The 15,924-nt window shown below is 43.0% G+C and carries 17 protein-coding genes; all 17 read right to left on the minus strand.

Annotated elements, in window-relative coordinates; translation table 11 throughout:
• Window positions 1–22: 22 nt before the first annotated feature.
• The 17 genes from EZL74_RS02115 to aspS all read right to left on the minus strand — a co-directional run bounded on the left by EZL74_RS02115 (window position 23) and on the right by aspS (window position 15,882).
• Window positions 23–496: a hypothetical protein gene (locus tag EZL74_RS02115; protein ID WP_131474933.1), complete on the minus strand. Its 474-nt coding sequence runs from the start codon at window positions 494–496 to the stop codon at window positions 23–25.
• Between the two features lie 99 nt (window positions 497–595).
• Window positions 596–1,966, minus strand: a complete 1,371-nt coding sequence (locus tag EZL74_RS02120; RefSeq protein ID WP_131474934.1) for an NADH-quinone oxidoreductase subunit N — start codon at window positions 1,964–1,966, stop codon at window positions 596–598.
• Between the two features lie 7 nt (window positions 1,967–1,973).
• Complete coding sequence (locus EZL74_RS02125) at window positions 1,974–3,410, minus strand: complex I subunit 4 family protein (RefSeq protein ID WP_131474935.1); 1,437 nt, start codon at window positions 3,408–3,410, stop codon at window positions 1,974–1,976.
• A 10-nt stretch (window positions 3,411–3,420) separates the two neighbouring features.
• Window positions 3,421–5,307, minus strand: a complete 1,887-nt coding sequence (gene nuoL / locus EZL74_RS02130) for an NADH-quinone oxidoreductase subunit L (RefSeq protein ID WP_131474936.1) — start codon at window positions 5,305–5,307, stop codon at window positions 3,421–3,423.
• A 6-nt stretch (window positions 5,308–5,313) separates the two neighbouring features.
• Window positions 5,314–5,634 carry an NADH-quinone oxidoreductase subunit NuoK gene (gene nuoK, locus EZL74_RS02135; protein WP_131474937.1) on the minus strand — a complete coding sequence of 107 codons (321 nt, stop codon included), beginning with the start codon at window positions 5,632–5,634 and terminating at the stop codon, window positions 5,314–5,316.
• Window positions 5,634–6,149, minus strand: a complete 516-nt coding sequence (locus EZL74_RS02140; RefSeq protein ID WP_131474938.1) for an NADH-quinone oxidoreductase subunit J family protein — start codon at window positions 6,147–6,149, stop codon at window positions 5,634–5,636. Before EZL74_RS02140 ends, nuoK begins: the two co-directional genes overlap by 1 nt.
• A complete protein-coding gene (locus tag EZL74_RS02145) occupies window positions 6,149–6,700 on the minus strand; it encodes a NuoI/complex I 23 kDa subunit family protein (protein ID WP_131474939.1) in 552 nt (183 codons plus the stop codon). Before EZL74_RS02145 ends, EZL74_RS02140 begins: the two co-directional genes overlap by 1 nt.
• A gap of 12 nt (window positions 6,701–6,712) precedes the next feature.
• The gene (gene nuoH, locus EZL74_RS02150; protein WP_131474940.1) at window positions 6,713–7,744 is read right to left on the minus strand and encodes an NADH-quinone oxidoreductase subunit NuoH; all 1,032 of its coding nucleotides are present in this window, start codon (window positions 7,742–7,744) and stop codon (window positions 6,713–6,715) included.
• A complete protein-coding gene (locus EZL74_RS02155) occupies window positions 7,737–8,792 on the minus strand; it encodes a 2Fe-2S iron-sulfur cluster-binding protein (protein WP_131474941.1) in 1,056 nt (351 codons plus the stop codon). Before EZL74_RS02155 ends, nuoH begins: the two co-directional genes overlap by 8 nt.
• Window positions 8,793–8,875: 83 nt before the next feature.
• Complete coding sequence (gene nuoF / locus EZL74_RS02160; RefSeq protein WP_131474942.1) at window positions 8,876–10,243, minus strand: NADH-quinone oxidoreductase subunit NuoF; 1,368 nt, start codon at window positions 10,241–10,243, stop codon at window positions 8,876–8,878.
• Between the two features lie 4 nt (window positions 10,244–10,247).
• Window positions 10,248–10,778 carry a complex I 24 kDa subunit family protein gene (locus EZL74_RS02165; RefSeq protein WP_131474943.1) on the minus strand — a complete coding sequence of 177 codons (531 nt, stop codon included), beginning with the start codon at window positions 10,776–10,778 and terminating at the stop codon, window positions 10,248–10,250.
• Window positions 10,779–10,784: 6 nt separating this feature from the next.
• Complete coding sequence (nuoD, locus tag EZL74_RS02170) at window positions 10,785–12,020, minus strand: NADH dehydrogenase (quinone) subunit D (RefSeq protein ID WP_131474944.1); 1,236 nt, start codon at window positions 12,018–12,020, stop codon at window positions 10,785–10,787.
• 17 nt (window positions 12,021–12,037) lie between these two features.
• On the minus strand, window positions 12,038–12,556 hold the full coding sequence (locus tag EZL74_RS02175) for an NADH-quinone oxidoreductase subunit C (protein WP_131474945.1): 519 nt from the start codon (window positions 12,554–12,556) through the stop codon (window positions 12,038–12,040).
• A gap of 1 nt (window position 12,557) precedes the next feature.
• A complete protein-coding gene (locus tag EZL74_RS02180) occupies window positions 12,558–13,103 on the minus strand; it encodes an NADH-quinone oxidoreductase subunit B (RefSeq protein ID WP_131474946.1) in 546 nt (181 codons plus the stop codon).
• 32 nt (window positions 13,104–13,135) lie between these two features.
• Complete coding sequence (locus tag EZL74_RS02185) at window positions 13,136–13,501, minus strand: NADH-quinone oxidoreductase subunit A (protein ID WP_131474947.1); 366 nt, start codon at window positions 13,499–13,501, stop codon at window positions 13,136–13,138.
• Between the two features lie 206 nt (window positions 13,502–13,707).
• Window positions 13,708–13,908 (minus strand): cold-shock protein, encoded by a 201-nt coding sequence (locus EZL74_RS02190; RefSeq protein WP_131474948.1) that lies wholly within the window; start codon window positions 13,906–13,908, stop codon window positions 13,708–13,710.
• Between the two features lie 222 nt (window positions 13,909–14,130).
• Window positions 14,131–15,882 carry an aspartate--tRNA ligase gene (aspS, locus tag EZL74_RS02195; protein WP_131474949.1) on the minus strand — a complete coding sequence of 584 codons (1,752 nt, stop codon included), beginning with the start codon at window positions 15,880–15,882 and terminating at the stop codon, window positions 14,131–14,133.
• Window positions 15,883–15,924 lie beyond the last annotated feature (42 nt).

Here is a 15,924-nt window from a genome sequence, read left to right on the forward strand (position 1 = left end):
TATTTTTTGAAATGAACAAAGGTTAATTTAGCCGTTTTTCATTTTTGAATTGGAGATAGCTTATAACCAGCATTATCAGCATCAATACTAACCAAAACAGTGGCACTCCAATAGTATAAATCGGCGTTAGCTTATCATAACGCAAATAGGGGTTGGGATTGGTGTAATCTTCGGGGGCAACTTGAAGCCAGTCTTGAACGCCGTCAAAAAGCTGCATCAGCACAGAAATAATGATGAATATACGCAGGATTCCAAGCGTTTTGACTACCGTACCTTTGAACGAAAGAAGACAGATTGGGATAAAAAACAAAAAAAACATATAACCTCTTCCGAAACCCCAACCGGTGTAAGGAATCAGGCTGGCTTTTAGTTTTTTATTGATATCCAAATTCAAATAAAAACTGAAGACCGAAACAGCAACAGCAAAAAAGAAGAAAGCAATAATATCATAAGGAATTTTTCTGAGCACTGCCGATACTTTGGTCTGGGTTTCCATACGGGAATAAATTGGTTACCCAAATATAGGGTTTTATTTAAAAGAAAAACCACCAAGTAGTGTCTTGATGGTTTTGGTATTACAGCAGTATAAATACTGTTAGTTCAGTAAATTAATTACTAATGACGGATAAAGTCCCATCAGAATGTTAAGTAAAATAGCAGTTACAGCCACAAAGTAGTACACAAAAGGCACGGCTTGTTTTTCTTCGGCAGCTTCTTTGGTGTACATCGCCAAAATCAGTTTAAAATAATAACCAATACTGATGATGGAGTTGACTACTCCGGCAATAACAACTACCAAATAACCGGCTTGTATGGTTTGGCTGAACAACATAAACTTGGCAAAGAATCCGGCAAAAATCGGAATACCGGCCATAGATAAAAGCGAAGCAGTTAATACAGCGGCCAACAACGGATGGGTTTTTCCTAAACCGTTAAAGTTGAGTGTGTCTTCATTGTCTTTGTTGCGGGTTACGTAAATGATTACGGCAAAAGAAGCAATACCGGCCAAAGCATACGCGGCGGTATAATATAAAAGTGTTCCGGCTGCGGTTGACAAACTCAATATGGCCATCAGCATAAAACCGGCATGCGAAATTCCGGAGAACGCCAACATACGTTTTACGTTGTTTTGACGCAAGGCCATGATATTACCCACGGTCATGGATAGTATTGAAATCACGACAATCACCATCTCAAACGTTAGGGTTAGTGAGGTAGTCATGCCACTCAACACTTTGTATAAGGTAGCCATAGCCACAACTTTGACCAAAGTACTCATGGTCGCTGTTGTCATAGTCGGTGAACCTTCGTATACATCGGGTGCCCAGAAATGGAAAGGAGCGGCAGCTATTTTAAATAACATACCGATAATCATTAAGGTAATACCAATAGGAAACCAAACAGGGATACCTGCTCCTGAAGATAAATCTTTGATTTCGGCGATGTCGAAATAACCGGTTGCTCCATAAATTAAGCAAATTCCAAAAAGAATAATTCCTGAAGCGAAAGAACCCAAAAGAAAATATTTCATCCCGGCTTCATTACTCTTTATGTCTAATCTTCGGCTGGCAGCTAAGACATATAAAGAAATAGACAATACTTCAATCCCAAGGAAAAACATCGATAAGTTTCCGAATGAAACCATAGCCACGGCTCCGGCCAAAAGGAAAATTTTAATGGCCAAAAAGTCGGATAACTTACTCGGATGGTCTTTATAAAAATCACCGCTCAAGGCCACCAGAAATATCGTCAGGACGATGAATAAACTCGAAAAAGCAACCGAGAATTTATCCACCACAATCATGTTGTTGTAGAACGTGTTCGGCGTATGGAACTCGGAAACGGTAAGTCCAAGAATAGCTACTAATCCCAAAACCGCAACGGGAACCAAGAGCTTTCTTAAATTAAAGATTTCAGCGATAAGGCAAAAAACACCTAAACCTGATATGGCAATTAATGTATTCATTATGGACTTAGTTATTAATAATAGTTAGAATTTCTTTTATACTCGGAGCTACCAAATCCGTAATCGGTTTCGGGTACAAGCCAAAGAATAATAAAAAGGCGATGATGGCAACCAAAGTAATAGCTTCGGTGGTGGTGACATCCGCAAAAGCCTTGGCATTGGTTTCTCCCAACATCACATTCTGGAACATTTTCAACATATAATAGGCTCCCAAAATAATAGTCGTTCCGCCCAAAACAGCGTACCAAATATTGGCTTGGCTCAAACTGTACAATACGGTAAACTCTCCCACGAAGTTGTACGTTCCCGGTAAGGCTACGGAAGCCAATACCAAAATCATAAACATCGAAGTGAATTTTGGCGTTAGCGAACGGATACCGCCCATATCGGCGATGGTTCTCGTTTCGTATCTTCTGTAGATGATTTCAGCCGCAAAGAACAACCCAACGATCACAAAACCGTGCGCAATCATTTGGGCTACGGCCCCACTTAATCCGTCCTGAGTTAAGGTATAACAACCGGCAGCAATTAAGCCAACGTGTGCCAACGACGAATAAGCCAATAATTTTTTCAAATCCTTTTGGCGCAAAGCCACTATCGAACCATAAATTACACCGGCAATACTCAATCCGATTAAAATAGGCATGTATTCTTTAGCAGCATGCGGCGCGATAGGCAATTGCCAACGAATCACACTGTACAATCCCATTTTCAACATGATCCCCGAAAGCAACATAGTACCCACGGTTGGTGCTTTTTGGTACACTTTTGCCTGCCAGGTGTGGAAGGGAATAATTGGAATTTTAATGGCATACGCCAAGAAGAAAGCCAAGAAAATCCAGCATTCTTCGGTAGCTGATAAATCAAGTTTGTATAGGTCTTCTAACAGGAAGCTTCCGGCTTTGGAGTACAAATACGCGAAAGCAATCAGCATAAATAACGAACCTCCTAAGGTATAGATGAAGAATTTCAAAACCGCTTTTTTACGGTCTTCAGCATCGCCGTTACCCCAAATCAAGGCGATAAAGTAAATCGGAATCAAGGCCAATTCCCAGAAGATGTAGTACAACAATCCGTCAGCCGCCAGAAAAGTACCGGTCATGGCAAACGACATGAATAAGACTAAGGCGTAGAAATTTTTACTGTTATTGAACGGGTTGCCCAATGAGGATAAAATGATCAACGGGGTTAAGGCGGTAGTCAACAATACCATCGCCATTGCCAAACCATCGGCTTTGAATGCCAAGGCTACTTTAGGATAGTCTATCCAACTTCCGGTGAAGCTGATATTGGCGCCCTGATTCAATGAGTTTAACAAATACAAAGACAAACCCAAGGCCCCCAAACTGAACAACAGAGCGACTTTGGAAGCTAATTTATCTCCCGCCAAAAAAGTAGCGATGGAACCCATCAGCAGTAATAATAATATAGTAGTTACATCCATTATGTAAAAATTATTGAGCGATATGCGTTATAAATAAATAGGTGATGATGGCGCAAACGCCAATCACAAAAGCAAAAAGGTACAACCCGATGTTTCCGTTTTGCAGCTTTTTTCCTTGTGTAGCCAGTCCGTTGGCAGCGGTGCCCAAACTGTAGACAACTTTCCCTAAAGCAGGTTCTAAGGTAGTACGGAAGAAGTTGGCCAAACCGTTGATAGGATTTACAATCAGGAAGGTATACAATTCATCCACGTAATATTTGTTGTAAATGGTTTTGTTGAATCCGGTGATTTCGGCATCGGCTTTCGGCACAAAACCTTGTTTGATGTATTTGGCATTCGCCCAAAGGATACCCACTATAGCTCCGGCTAAAGCAATACCCATCAGCATAAATTCATGAGTACCTAACGCATGCTCTTCGTGTTTGGCAGCCAAAATCGGTTCTAAGAAATGGTTTAACCAAGCGCTGCCCGGCAAGTTGATGGCACCCCCAATCACCGCTAAAATCGCTAAGACGATTAACGGAATGGTGATTAAACTCGGGCTTTCGTGTAAGTGGTGTTTTTGCTCCTCGGTACCGCGGAATTCTCGGAAGAACGTCAGGTACATCAAACGGAACATATAGAAGGCGGTCATGATAGACGCTATTGACGCAATCACATACAATACTTTGTTGTGTTCAAAGGCCACCATCAAAATTTCATCTTTTGACCAGAATCCGGCAAACGGGAAGATACCCGCAATGGCTAAGGTGGAAATCATCATCGTCCAAAACGTAATCGGCATCGCTTTGCGCAAGCCGCCCATGTTTCGCATGTCCTGTTCACCGTGCAAACCGTGAATTACCGAACCCGAACCTAAGAACAAACACGCTTTGAAGAAGGCATGTGTAATCACGTGGAATACCGCTACGTTATATGCTCCAAACCCTAAAGCCAGGAACATCAAGCCCAATTGGGAAACGGTAGAGTAGGCCAATACTTTTTTGATATCATTTTGTAAAAGTCCGATAGAAGCCGCGATTAAAGCGGTCAACGCTCCGACTACGGCAATAATATTTTGAATCTCAGGGGTTAAATCGAATAGGAAATTCATACGCGTTACCATAAAGATACCGGCAGTTACCATCGTTGCGGCGTGAATTAATGCTGAAACCGGAGTTGGTCCTGCCATCGCATCGGGTAACCAAGTGTATAGCGGTAATTGCGCTGATTTTCCGGTGGCTCCGATGAACAAACACAACGCAGCCAGACCCAGCATAACGGCATTGGCACCACCGTGTCCGATAGCAGTTTTTAATTCGGTATAATTTAAGGTAGAGAACAAGGCGGCGATTACAAACATGCCGATAAGGAAGCCCAAATCACCCACGCGGTTCATGATAAACGCTTTTTTAGCTGCATCGTTATAATCCTGATTTTTATACCAAAATCCGATTAACAAGTACGAACACAATCCAACGCCTTCCCAACCGATGAACATCACCAATAAGTTATTGCCCACAACCAACGTAATCATAAAGAAAACGAACAGGTTTAGGTAGGCGAAGAACTTGTGCATGTTTTCGTCATCGTGCATATAGCTGATGGAATACAGGTGAATCAACGAACCGATTCCGGTCACGAACAACAACCACAACAACGACAATTGGTCTAACAAAATACCGAAGTCTAATTTGAAATTATGTACCGAAATCCAGTCGAATAAGGAAATTTCGAATGGTTTTCCGTTTTGGTTCAATTGGGCAAAAAAGCAGATGCTCAATAAGAAAGACACGATAACGGTCAGTGTTCCGATGGCGCCCGAAACCGTTCGGCTTACTTTTTTTCCAAAGAATACATTGAAAAGAAAGCCAACAAACGGAGATAAGAGTAAGAGTAAAGCTAAATTTGTTTCCATTCCGGGTTATCCTTTTAAATTCTTTAAATTATCAATATCAATCGATCCCAAGTTGCGGAACACCGAAACTAAGATGGCCAAACCAACGGCAACTTCGGCCGCGGCAACTGCCATTGAGAAAAATACAAATACCTGACCTTCGGCATCCTGATGGTAGGTGGAAAAGGCCACAAACAATAAGTTCACAGCGTTCAACATGATTTCAATCGACATGAACACGATGATGGCATTTCTGCGGTACAACACTCCGAAAACACCGATACAGAACAGCAGTACCGAAAGGAAGATGTAGTTTTCTATCCCTATTTCATTTAAAATATTGTTCATTATTTTTTCTCCGTTTTTTCTTTTTTAGACAATAAGACTACACCAATCATCGCAACCAACAAAAGAATAGAAGCGAATTCGAAGGGCACCATATATTCGTTGAGCAACACATTTCCTAATTTTTTGATGGATTGGAAATCTTCGCCCGAAGTGTCGTAATCGCCCATGATGGTTTTGGAGTTGATGAAAATCGTAACCAAAACTATACTGGTCAGGATGAAAACCACTATCGCTCCCAAACGCGTAATGCGGGGTTTGTGTACTTCATCTTCTTTGTTGAGGTTCATCAACATGATGGTAAAGAGGAAGAGCACCATGATGGCCCCCGAGTACACGATGATATGCACGATGGCCAAAAACTGCGCGTTAAACAACAGGTAATGACCGGCAATAGAGAAGAAACAAAGGACCAAGTAAATAGCACTGTGAATCGGGTTTTTACTGTAAATGGTTAAAAACGCCGTGGCCAACGTAATGGCTGCTAAAAAGTAGAAGGTAATTAATATAGGCGACATTAGTTAGCGTTTTTAAGTTGAGTATTTTTTATAGCCATTTCCAACGGCATCACTAATTTGTCTTTCCCGAAGATGAAATCCTCACGGTCGTATTGCGCCGGTACCAATTCTTTTGAAATGGTTAGGTAAATAGCGTCTTTCGGACAGGCCTCTTCGCACAAACCGCAGAAAATACAACGCAACATGTTGATTTCGTAGATTTCGGCATATTTCTCTTCACGGTACAAATGCTCTTCGCCTCTTTTGCGCTCAGCGGCCTTCATGGTGATGGCTTCTGCCGGACAAGACAAGGCACACAAACCGCAAGCCGTACAGTTTTCACGCCCTTGTTCGTCGCGTTTCAACATGTGTCGGCCACGGTACACCGGGCTAAACGTACGCACTTGCTCCGGATAGTGGATGGTGGCTTTTTTTCTGAAAAAGTGTTTAATGGTAATCATCAATCCTTTGATGATGGCTACCAAATACAATCGCTCCAGAAACGTCATTTCCTTATTGGAAACCTGTTTCTTTTTGCCGGAAAGCGATATATTTTGAATTGCTGTTGACATAGTTGCGGTATCTTATTTAAAAGCTAAAATGCAAATTCCTGTAATGATGATGTTGATGATCGAAAGCGGAATTAAAATTTTCCAGCCCAGGTTCATCAACTGGTCGTATCTGAATCTCGGTATGGTCCAACGCACCCACATGTAAAAGAAGATGAAGAAACATATTTTGACAAATAATACTCCGATTCCTAAAACATTGGCCGTGTTTACGCCAACATTCTCCACCATCCACTGCATGCCCGGGTAGTTGTACCCCCCAAAATACAGGACCGCCAAAATGGTTGAGGAAATAAACATGTTAGCGTATTCCGCAAACAAATAGAATCCCATTTTCATGGAAGAGTATTCGGTGTGGTAACCCCCAATCAACTCGGATTCACATTCTGCCAAATCGAAAGGCGTTCTGTTCGTTTCGGCAAAAGCACAAATCAGGAAGATTAAGAATCCTACCGGTTGGTAGAACACGTTCCAGTTCATTCCGGCTTGTTGCTCGGAAATTTCTTTTAAGCTCAACGTTCCGGTCATCATCAACAACGCAATCATCGACAATCCCATGGCTACTTCATACGAGACCATTTGCGAAGCGGCACGAACCGCTCCCATCAAGGAGAATTTGTTGTTGGACGCCCAGCCTCCGATCATGATGCCGTAAACCCCCACAGAAACTACTCCGAAAATGTACAATAACGACACATCAATATCAGTCGCCTGAAGGTATACGGTTCTTCCGAAGATTTCCAATTTATCGCCCCACGGAATGACCGCACTGGTCATCAAGGCCGTACTCATGGCAATGGCGGGCCCGACAAAGAATAAAAATTTGTTAGGGGTATTGGGTTCGAATTCTTCTTTGGCAAACAATTTCATCCCATCGGCCAACGGTTGTAATAAGCCACCCCAACCGGCACGGTTTGGTCCCACACGATCCTGAAGGAAAGCTGCTACTTTACGTTCTGCCCAGGTAGAATACATGGCCATAATCATGGTTACGGCAAAAACCACTACGATTAAAACGCTTTTTTCTATGATAAATCCACTATCCATTGTTTTTCGAATTTATAGGGTTACCATCAATTTTTTCGTTGTAATCAATCTCGGCCATACTGATTTTTTTACGATCGACATCGCGACCCATCAGGATGCCTTTTTCGGTTTCAATCACCACTTTTTCAGTGGTGTCGTATTTTTTATTTTGGTTGATTACCGAGTCTTTCTCGAATTGACGAGGGCCTTCAATGACCCAATCCGCCACCTCTTTTTTGTCGAAACGACAGGTGTTACAGATAAAGTCTTCTACTTCATGAAACTCGTCTTTGCGCGCCGTTACTCTTTGAATTTCGTTGCCGAACATCCATAAGGTAACTTTTCCGCAACAACCCGGAGTCGTACATTCTCTGTGCGCATTAAACGGTTTGTTGAACCACACTCTCGATTTAAATCGGAAGGTCTTATCCGTCAAAGCACCCACCGGACACACATCAATCATGTTTCCTGAGAATTCGTTGTCGATAGCCGCAGAAACACAAGTCGAAATTTGCGAGTGATCGCCTCGGTTCAATACGCCGTGTACTCTTTTATCCGTCAATTGATCAGCCACTTCCACACAACGCTGACACACAATACAACGGTTCATGTGCAACTGGATTTTATCGCCGATATCTTCCGGTTCGAACGTTCTTTTCTCTTCAATGAAGCGGTGCTGCAGTTTTCCGTGTTCGAAACTTAAATTCTGCAAATCACATTCGCCTGCCTGATCACAAACCGGGCAATCGAGCGGGTGATTGATTAAAAGGAATTCGGTTACGGCTTTGCGCGCTTCGGCTACTCGGTCCGATTTTTTACTGGCCACTTCCATACCATCCTGACAACCCGTTACACAAGAGGCAACAAGCTTTGGCATCGGACGTGGATCGGCTTCGCTTCCTTTGGTCACATCGACCAAACAGCAACGGCATTTACCTCCGGTTCCTTTTAGTTTGGAATAATAACACATGGCTGGCGGCACGGATTCGCCTCCAATCATACGAGCAGCTTGCAGGATGGTGGTCCCCGGCGCTACTTCAATTTCCTGACCGTCTATGGTTACTTTCATAAATATTGGTTGTTAGTTATTGGTTGTCGGTTGTTGGTTATTTGGATTTTCTTCATCAACCACCAACTGGCAACCCTCAACTTTTATACTATTTGTTTTGCCACTAAATGTTTTACTTTTTCAAAAGGTTCAGCCACAAAGTGATCTCTGTTTTTTACTTTTTCAGGGAAACGAATGTGGTACTCAAATTCATCTCGGAAGTGACGAATGGCTGCTGCCACCGGCCATGAAGCCGCATCACCCAATGGACAAATGGTGTTTCCTTCAATTTTCGACTGAATGCTCCATAACAATTCAATGTCTTCTTCGCGTCCTTGTCCGTTTTCGATACGCCACAATACTTTTTCCAACCAGCCGGTTCCTTCGCGACAAGGCGTACATTGTCCGCACGATTCATGGTGATAGAAACGCGAGAAATTCCACGTGTTGCGTACGATACAAGCGCGGTCGTCGTATACGATGAATCCGCCTGAACCTAACATCGAACCGGTCGCAAAACCTCCATCCGACAAACTTTCGTAGGTCATCAAACGGTCTTCGCCGGCGGCTGTTTTGTAGATAAGATGCGCCGGAAGAATCGGCACCGAAGAACCTCCGGGCACTAAAGCTTTCAGAGGACGGTCGGTTTGCATTCCGCCACAATATTCATCGGAATTCATGAACTCGTATACGGAAACACCCAATTCGATTTCGAAAACGCCTTGGTTTCTAATATTTCCCGAAGCCGAAATCAATTTGGTTCCCGTAGAGCGTCCGATTCCGATAGCAGCATAATCAGCCCCCGAATTGTTGACAATCCAAGGCACCGTTGCAATTGTTTCTACGTTATTTACTACGGTTGGATTTTGCCACAACCCTTGCACTGCCGGGAATGGCGGTTTCAAACGAGGATTCCCTCGGTTGCCTTCCAAACTTTCAATCAAAGCAGTTTCTTCTCCACAGATGTAGGCACCGCCACCAATTTGGACATACAAATCCAAATCGTAGCCCGAACCTAATATATTTTTCCCCAACCAACCGGCCGCTTTGGCCTCGGCGATGGCTCTTTCCAAAATTTTGTACACCCACATGTATTCTCCGCGGATGTAGATGTAGGACAAGTTAGCCCCTAAGGCATAACTCGACGTAATCATCCCTTCGATTAATAGGTGCGGAATGTATTCCATCAGATAGCGGTCTTTGAAAGTTCCCGGTTCTGATTCGTCGGCATTACACACCAAGTGACGTGGTTTGCCCGATTTTTTATCGATAAAACTCCACTTCATTCCTGCCGGGAAACCCGCACCGCCACGACCGCGTAAGCCCGAAGTTTTTACCTCTTCGACTACTTCATCGGGAGTCATTTTTTTCAGGGCTTTTTCCACTGAAGCATAGCCGCCTTCTCTGCGGTACACTTCATAGGTTTTGATGCCCGGAACGTTGATTTTGTCTAATAATATTTTTCTTCCCATGATATTATTTATCGTGTAAAGTGATTTTTCCGTCTTTGCAATCCTGAATCAACTGGTCGATTTTTTCTTTGTTCAAATGTTCTTGGTAGAAATCGCCCAACTGCATCATAGGAGCGTAACCGCAAGCGCCTAAACATTCCACGCCGCGAACTTCGAACATCCCGTCAGCGGTCGGTTCGCCGATGCCTACGCCCAATTTTTCACAGGTGTAGTCCATCAAATCTTCCACGCCGTTTTGGCAACAGGCTGCGGTTTGACAGAATTCGAACATGTATTTCCCAATCGGTCTTTGGTTGAACATGGTGTAAAAAGTCACCACTTCATAGACTTCGATGGGTAAAATGCCTAAAATCTCAGCCACTTTGTTTTGCAGTTCGATGCTCAACCAGTTGTCGTGCGCATCTTGCACCTCGTGCAACACCGGTAATAATGCCGATTTCTTTTTATCGGCCGGATAGTGACTGATGAGCTCATTGATGCGAGCCATCAACGACTCCGTAATATTTATTTCCTGTTTGATATGTGATCTTTCCATAATTCTTTAAGCGTCTAATTCGCCGGCGATTACATTTAAACTTGATAAGATAACGATGGCATCCGATAGCATGCCGCCTTTAATCATTTCGGTATACGCTTGGTAATAGATGTAACAAGGTCTTCTGAATTTTAAGCGGTATGGTGTTCGGCTTCCGTCGGAGATTAAATAGAATCCTAATTCTCCGTTTCCTCCTTCAACAGCGTGATAGATTTCATCTACCGGCACCGGCACTTCGCCCATCACAATTTTAAAGTGATAGATTAGTGCTTCCATATTGGTATATACTTCTTCTTTCGGAGGCAAATAGTAATCGGGAACATCGGCATGAATCGGACCTTCCGGTAATTTGGCCAAAGCTTGGCGGATGATGCTCAAACTTTCCCATACTTCGGCATTGCGCACACAGAAACGGTCGTACGTGTCTCCTGATTTTCCAACAGGAATATCAAATTCAAAATCTTCGTAAGACGAGTACGGAGCCGCTTTTCTAACATCGTAATCAATTCCGGCGGCGCGTAAATTTGGACCGGTCATTCCGTATTGCATCGCTTTTTCAGCAGTAATCGAACCTACATTTACCGTACGGTCAATGAAGATGCGGTTTCTTTCGAATAGGTTTTCGAATTCTTTCCAAGCTACCGGAAACTCTTCTAAGAAGATGTTTAATTTTTTGAAAGCTTCGTCAGACCATTCTCTCTCAAATCCGCCAATGCGTCCCATGTTGGTCGTTAAACGGGCTCCACAAATTTCTTCGTAGATTTCGTATATTTTTTCTCTGAATTGGAATACGTACAAGAAACCGGTATAGGCTCCGGTATCCACACCCAAAATCGAATTACAGATTAAGTGGTCGGCGATACGCGCTAATTCCATGACAATCACTCTCAAATATTGGGCGCGTTTCGGCACTTCAATATTTAAAAGCTTTTCTACGGTCATCCACCAGGCCATGTTGTTAATGGGCGATGAACAATAGTTCATACGATCGGTCAACACGTTGATTTGGTAAAACGGACGATTTTCGGCAATTTTTTCGAAGGCACGGTGAATGTAGCCAACCGTTGGCTCGGCATCCAGAATTTTTTCACCGTCCATCAATAAGATGTTTTGGAAAATTCCGTGCGTGGCCGGGTGAGTGGGGCCGAGGTTTAGTATAGAGAGTTCGCTACCGTCTTCGTTGCGAGTCTTTTCGATAATTTTAGCATAACGATGCTCCGGGGATAACAATAAATCTGACATTGAAAATGCTGTTTGGTTTAACAATTGGCCGGTGTTCTTCCGAAGAAGCGGTCGTCTTTGTCGGTTCGTCCCCCGTCTTCCATCGGGAATTCTTTCCGCATCGGGTGGGACACCATTTCTTCCATATTCAAGATGCGTTTGAGTTGCGGATGGCCTTTGAAATTAATCCCAAAGAAATCCCACGCTTCTCGTTCCATCCAATTGGCACACAAGAACAAATCGGTTACCGTATCCACTTCTGCGGGGTCGGGTAAAAAGGTTTTTACGCGGATGCGAACGTTTTCAATCCAATTGTGCAACTGATACACCACAGCAAATTGGTGCTCGGCATCATTGTCGGGAAAATGAATTCCGGTCAAATCGGTTAAGAAATGGAAGTTTAAATCTTCTTGTTCTTTGAGAAAGCGAATCACTTCGTGAATCGTACTCGGAGTTGCCTCAAAGGTGAAAATGTCGCGTTTCATTTCAAAGTTCAGCACATGGTTGCCGAATGCTTGAGACAATTTTTCTTGTATATGCGCTGTTTCTAAAGCCATATTATAGATTATAAGAAGCTAATAATTCTTTATATTCCGGTGAGTTTCTGCGGCGAACCGACTCGTTTTTCACCAGTTCCTGCAACTGCATGACCCCTTGCACGATTTGTTCGGGTCTTGGCGGACAGCCCGGTACGTAAACGTCAACCGGAATCACTTTGTCAATGCCCTGCAACACCGAATACGTGTCGAACACCCCCCCTGAAGAAGCGCAAGCCCCCACGGCGATAACCCAACGCGGTTCCGACATTTGTTCGTATACTTGGCGTAAAATGGGAGCCATTTTTTTAGAGATGGTACCCATAACCATCAACATATCGGCTTGACGCGGGGAGAAACTTACTCTTTCGGAACCAAATCGTGCTAAATCGTAGTGCGAAGCCATCGTGGCCATAAATTCGATTCCGCAGCAAGAGGTGGCAAAGGGTAAGGGCCAAAGCGAATTGGCTCGGGCCAAACCAACAACATCATTCAGTTTGGTAGCGAAGAATCCTTCACCCACCACGCCTTCCGGTGGCGCTACCATATTTGGTTTTGAATCACTCATGAATCATTTGAATTTATAATTCGTAATTAAAGCTATTCCCACTCCAGCGCTTTCTTCTTGATGATGTAGAAGAAACCGACTAAAAGCAAGGTCATGAAAATAACCATCTTGATCATACCTTCAACCCCCAAGGCTTTAAAGTTAATCGCCCAAGGGTAGAGAAAAATTACTTCCACATCAAAAAGCACAAAAAGAATGGCTACTAAGAAATATTTTACAGAAAAAGGAATCCGGGCATTCCCCACGGATTCGATACCACATTCGAAATTTTTATCCTTGCTTTTGGAATGTCTTTTCGGACCTAAAAAGCTTGAACCGATGATGGTCATCACCACAAATCCGATAGCTAAACCAGCCTGCATTAGGATTGGCAAATAATCTAATTGATTGGATTGCATAAGGCTTAAATTTTGAAGTAATTAAAATAGCCACAAATATACATCGCATTATTGAATTCGCAAAAATCAGGGGCTAAACGTTTGTATTTTATCCCGACAAAGCATTTATTTAAACTGATTATAAATAATGAGGAAAAAGCATAAAAAAACGTCCCGAAATTTTTCGGGACGTTTAGCCATTCTAGGTAATCAAAAAATAATATATATTAGTCTTCGATAGCAGCTACTTGAGCGGCTACTTTACCTTTTCTACCTTCTTCTTCTTCGTAAGAAACTTTGTCACCTTCGCTTAAGCTGTCTGCTTTGATTCCGGTGGCGTGTACGAAGATGTCTTTTCCTGTTTCGTCATCAGTTATGAAACCATACCCTTTTGACTCGTTGAAAAATTTTACTGTACCTGTGCGCATTGTGTTGAAATAAAAAATATTAATAATGTTCAAAGATAATTTTTATTGCGACATAACAAGCATTTCAATGTTAAAAAATTATAAAAAAAATATAAAATCAGTAAAAACAATAAAAACTCAATAATGAATTAGTTGAGATATTTTAAATTATTTAATAAAAAAAGCAATTGTTTTTAATTATTTCAACAATTGCTTCTTAAAATTCTGTGAATTTGACAGTATTTAGCTCAAATTCAACTTAATATGTAATTCGTCCAATTGAGCCTTGTCAATTGCCGAAGGAGCATCGATCATGACATCGCGCCCTGAGTTGTTTTTCGGGAACGCAATAAAGTCGCGTATGGTTTCCTGTCCGCCCAAAATGGCTACCAAGCGATCGAGTCCGAATGCCAATCCACCGTGAGGTGGGGCGCCAAACTGAAAGGCATCCATCAGGAAGCCAAACTGGTTGTAGGCCTCAGCTTCGGTAAACCCGAGATAGTTAAACATCAATTGCTGCGTGGCTTTGTCGTGGATACGAATGGAACCACCCCCAATTTCATTGCCGTTTAAGACCATGTCGTAGGCATTGGCTCTTACTTTGCCCGGATCAGTAGCTAACAATTGCATGTCTTCCGGTTTTGGTGACGTAAACGGATGGTGCATGGCGTGCCATCGGCCGCTTTCTTCGTCTTGTTCCAATAACGGGAAATCGACTACCCAAAGCGGTGCAAATTCCTCCGGATTTCGCAATCCTAGGCGTGTTGCCAATTCCATACGAAGTGCAGAAAGCTGGGCTCTGGTTTTATGGGCCGGGCCCGAAAGCACAAAAATCATATCGCCGGCTTTGGCTCCGGTGGCTTTTGCCCAGTTGGCCAAATCGGTTTGGTCGTAAAATTTGTCGACGGATGATTTAAACGAGCCATCTTCTTCGCATTTTACATAGACCATGCCCGAAGCACCTACTTGTGGTCGTTTCACCCAGTCAATTAAGGCGTCTATTTCTTTGCGGGTGTAGGATGCACAACCCGGAGCGGCGATACCAACGACCAATTCAGCCGAGTTGAAAACGCCAAATTCTTTGTGTTGGGCCACCGCATTCAACTCACCGAATTCCATTCCGAAACGGATGTCCGGTTTGTCGTTTCCGTAAGTTTTCATGGCGTGTTCGTAAGTCATTCTCGGGAACTTATCTACAGTGATGCCTTTTAATTCTTTCAATAAATGGCGGGTCAATCCTTCGAAAACGTTTAGAATGTCTTCCTGTTCTACGAAGGCCATTTCACAGTCGATTTGGGTAAATTCGGGTTGACGGTCAGCGCGTAAATCTTCGTCGCGGAAACACTTCACAATTTGGAAATATTTGTCCATACCGCCTACCATCAATAACTGTTTGAAGGTTTGAGGCGATTGTGGCAAAGCGTAAAACTGTCCTTCATTCATGCGGCTTGGCACCACAAAATCACGGGCTCCTTCCGGAGTAGATTTGATTAAATAAGGGGTTTCTATCTCACAAAAATCTTGGTCTGATAAATATTTGCGCACTTCCATAGCCACTTTGTGACGGAAAAGCAGCGCATTTTTTACCGGATTTCTGCGGATGTCCAAGTAACGGTACTTCATTCGGATGTCTTCTCCGCCATCGGTTTCGTCTTCAATGGTGAATGGTGGCGTAACGGCGGCGTTCAGTATGTGTAATTCGGACACCAAAATTTCGATGTCACCGGTTGGGATATTTTTGTTTTTGGCTTCACGCTCAATAACAGTTCCTTTAACCTGAATCACGAATTCGCGTCCCAGGGTTTTAGCCAATTCGAAGACAGCTTTGTCTGTGCGGCTTTCGTCAAAAATTAATTGCGTAATTCCGTAGCGGTCGCGCAAATCCACCCAATTCATGAATCCTTTATCTCTTGATTTTTGAACCCAGCCGGCTAAGGTTACTTCGGTATTGATGTGTGACGCATTTAACTCACCACAGGTATGACTTCTGTACATTTTCATTTAAAATTTGAGTGCAAAAATAGCATATTGTTTCAA

It is taken from the genome of Flavobacterium silvisoli, assembly GCF_004329815.1.
Classification (GTDB): domain Bacteria; phylum Bacteroidota; class Bacteroidia; order Flavobacteriales; family Flavobacteriaceae; genus Flavobacterium; species Flavobacterium silvisoli.

Coding starts and splice junctions, on each gene's coding strand:
- EZL74_RS02115 (WP_131474933.1), bottom strand. CDS start 496: ATGGAAACCCAGACCAAAGTATCGGCAGTGCTCAGAAAAATTCCTTAT.
- EZL74_RS02120 (WP_131474934.1), bottom strand. CDS start 1,966: ATGAATACATTAATTGCCATATCAGGTTTAGGTGTTTTTTGCCTTATC.
- EZL74_RS02125 (WP_131474935.1), bottom strand. CDS start 3,410: ATGGATGTAACTACTATATTATTATTACTGCTGATGGGTTCCATCGCT.
- nuoL (WP_131474936.1), bottom strand. CDS start 5,307: ATGGAAACAAATTTAGCTTTACTCTTACTCTTATCTCCGTTTGTTGGC.
- nuoK (WP_131474937.1), bottom strand. CDS start 5,634: ATGAACAATATTTTAAATGAAATAGGGATAGAAAACTACATCTTCCTT.
- EZL74_RS02140 (WP_131474938.1), bottom strand. CDS start 6,149: ATGTCGCCTATATTAATTACCTTCTACTTTTTAGCAGCCATTACGTTG.
- EZL74_RS02145 (WP_131474939.1), bottom strand. CDS start 6,700: ATGTCAACAGCAATTCAAAATATATCGCTTTCCGGCAAAAAGAAACAG.
- nuoH (WP_131474940.1), bottom strand. CDS start 7,744: ATGGATAGTGGATTTATCATAGAAAAAAGCGTTTTAATCGTAGTGGTT.
- EZL74_RS02155 (WP_131474941.1), bottom strand. CDS start 8,792: ATGAAAGTAACCATAGACGGTCAGGAAATTGAAGTAGCGCCGGGGACC.
- nuoF (WP_131474942.1), bottom strand. CDS start 10,243: ATGGGAAGAAAAATATTATTAGACAAAATCAACGTTCCGGGCATCAAA.
- EZL74_RS02165 (WP_131474943.1), bottom strand. CDS start 10,778: ATGGAAAGATCACATATCAAACAGGAAATAAATATTACGGAGTCGTTG.
- nuoD (WP_131474944.1), bottom strand. CDS start 12,020: ATGTCAGATTTATTGTTATCCCCGGAGCATCGTTATGCTAAAATTATC.
- EZL74_RS02175 (WP_131474945.1), bottom strand. CDS start 12,556: ATGGCTTTAGAAACAGCGCATATACAAGAAAAATTGTCTCAAGCATTC.
- EZL74_RS02180 (WP_131474946.1), bottom strand. CDS start 13,103: ATGAGTGATTCAAAACCAAATATGGTAGCGCCACCGGAAGGCGTGGTG.
- EZL74_RS02185 (WP_131474947.1), bottom strand. CDS start 13,501: ATGCAATCCAATCAATTAGATTATTTGCCAATCCTAATGCAGGCTGGT.
- EZL74_RS02190 (WP_131474948.1), bottom strand. CDS start 13,908: ATGCGCACAGGTACAGTAAAATTTTTCAACGAGTCAAAAGGGTATGGT.
- aspS (WP_131474949.1), bottom strand. CDS start 15,882: ATGTACAGAAGTCATACCTGTGGTGAGTTAAATGCGTCACACATCAAT.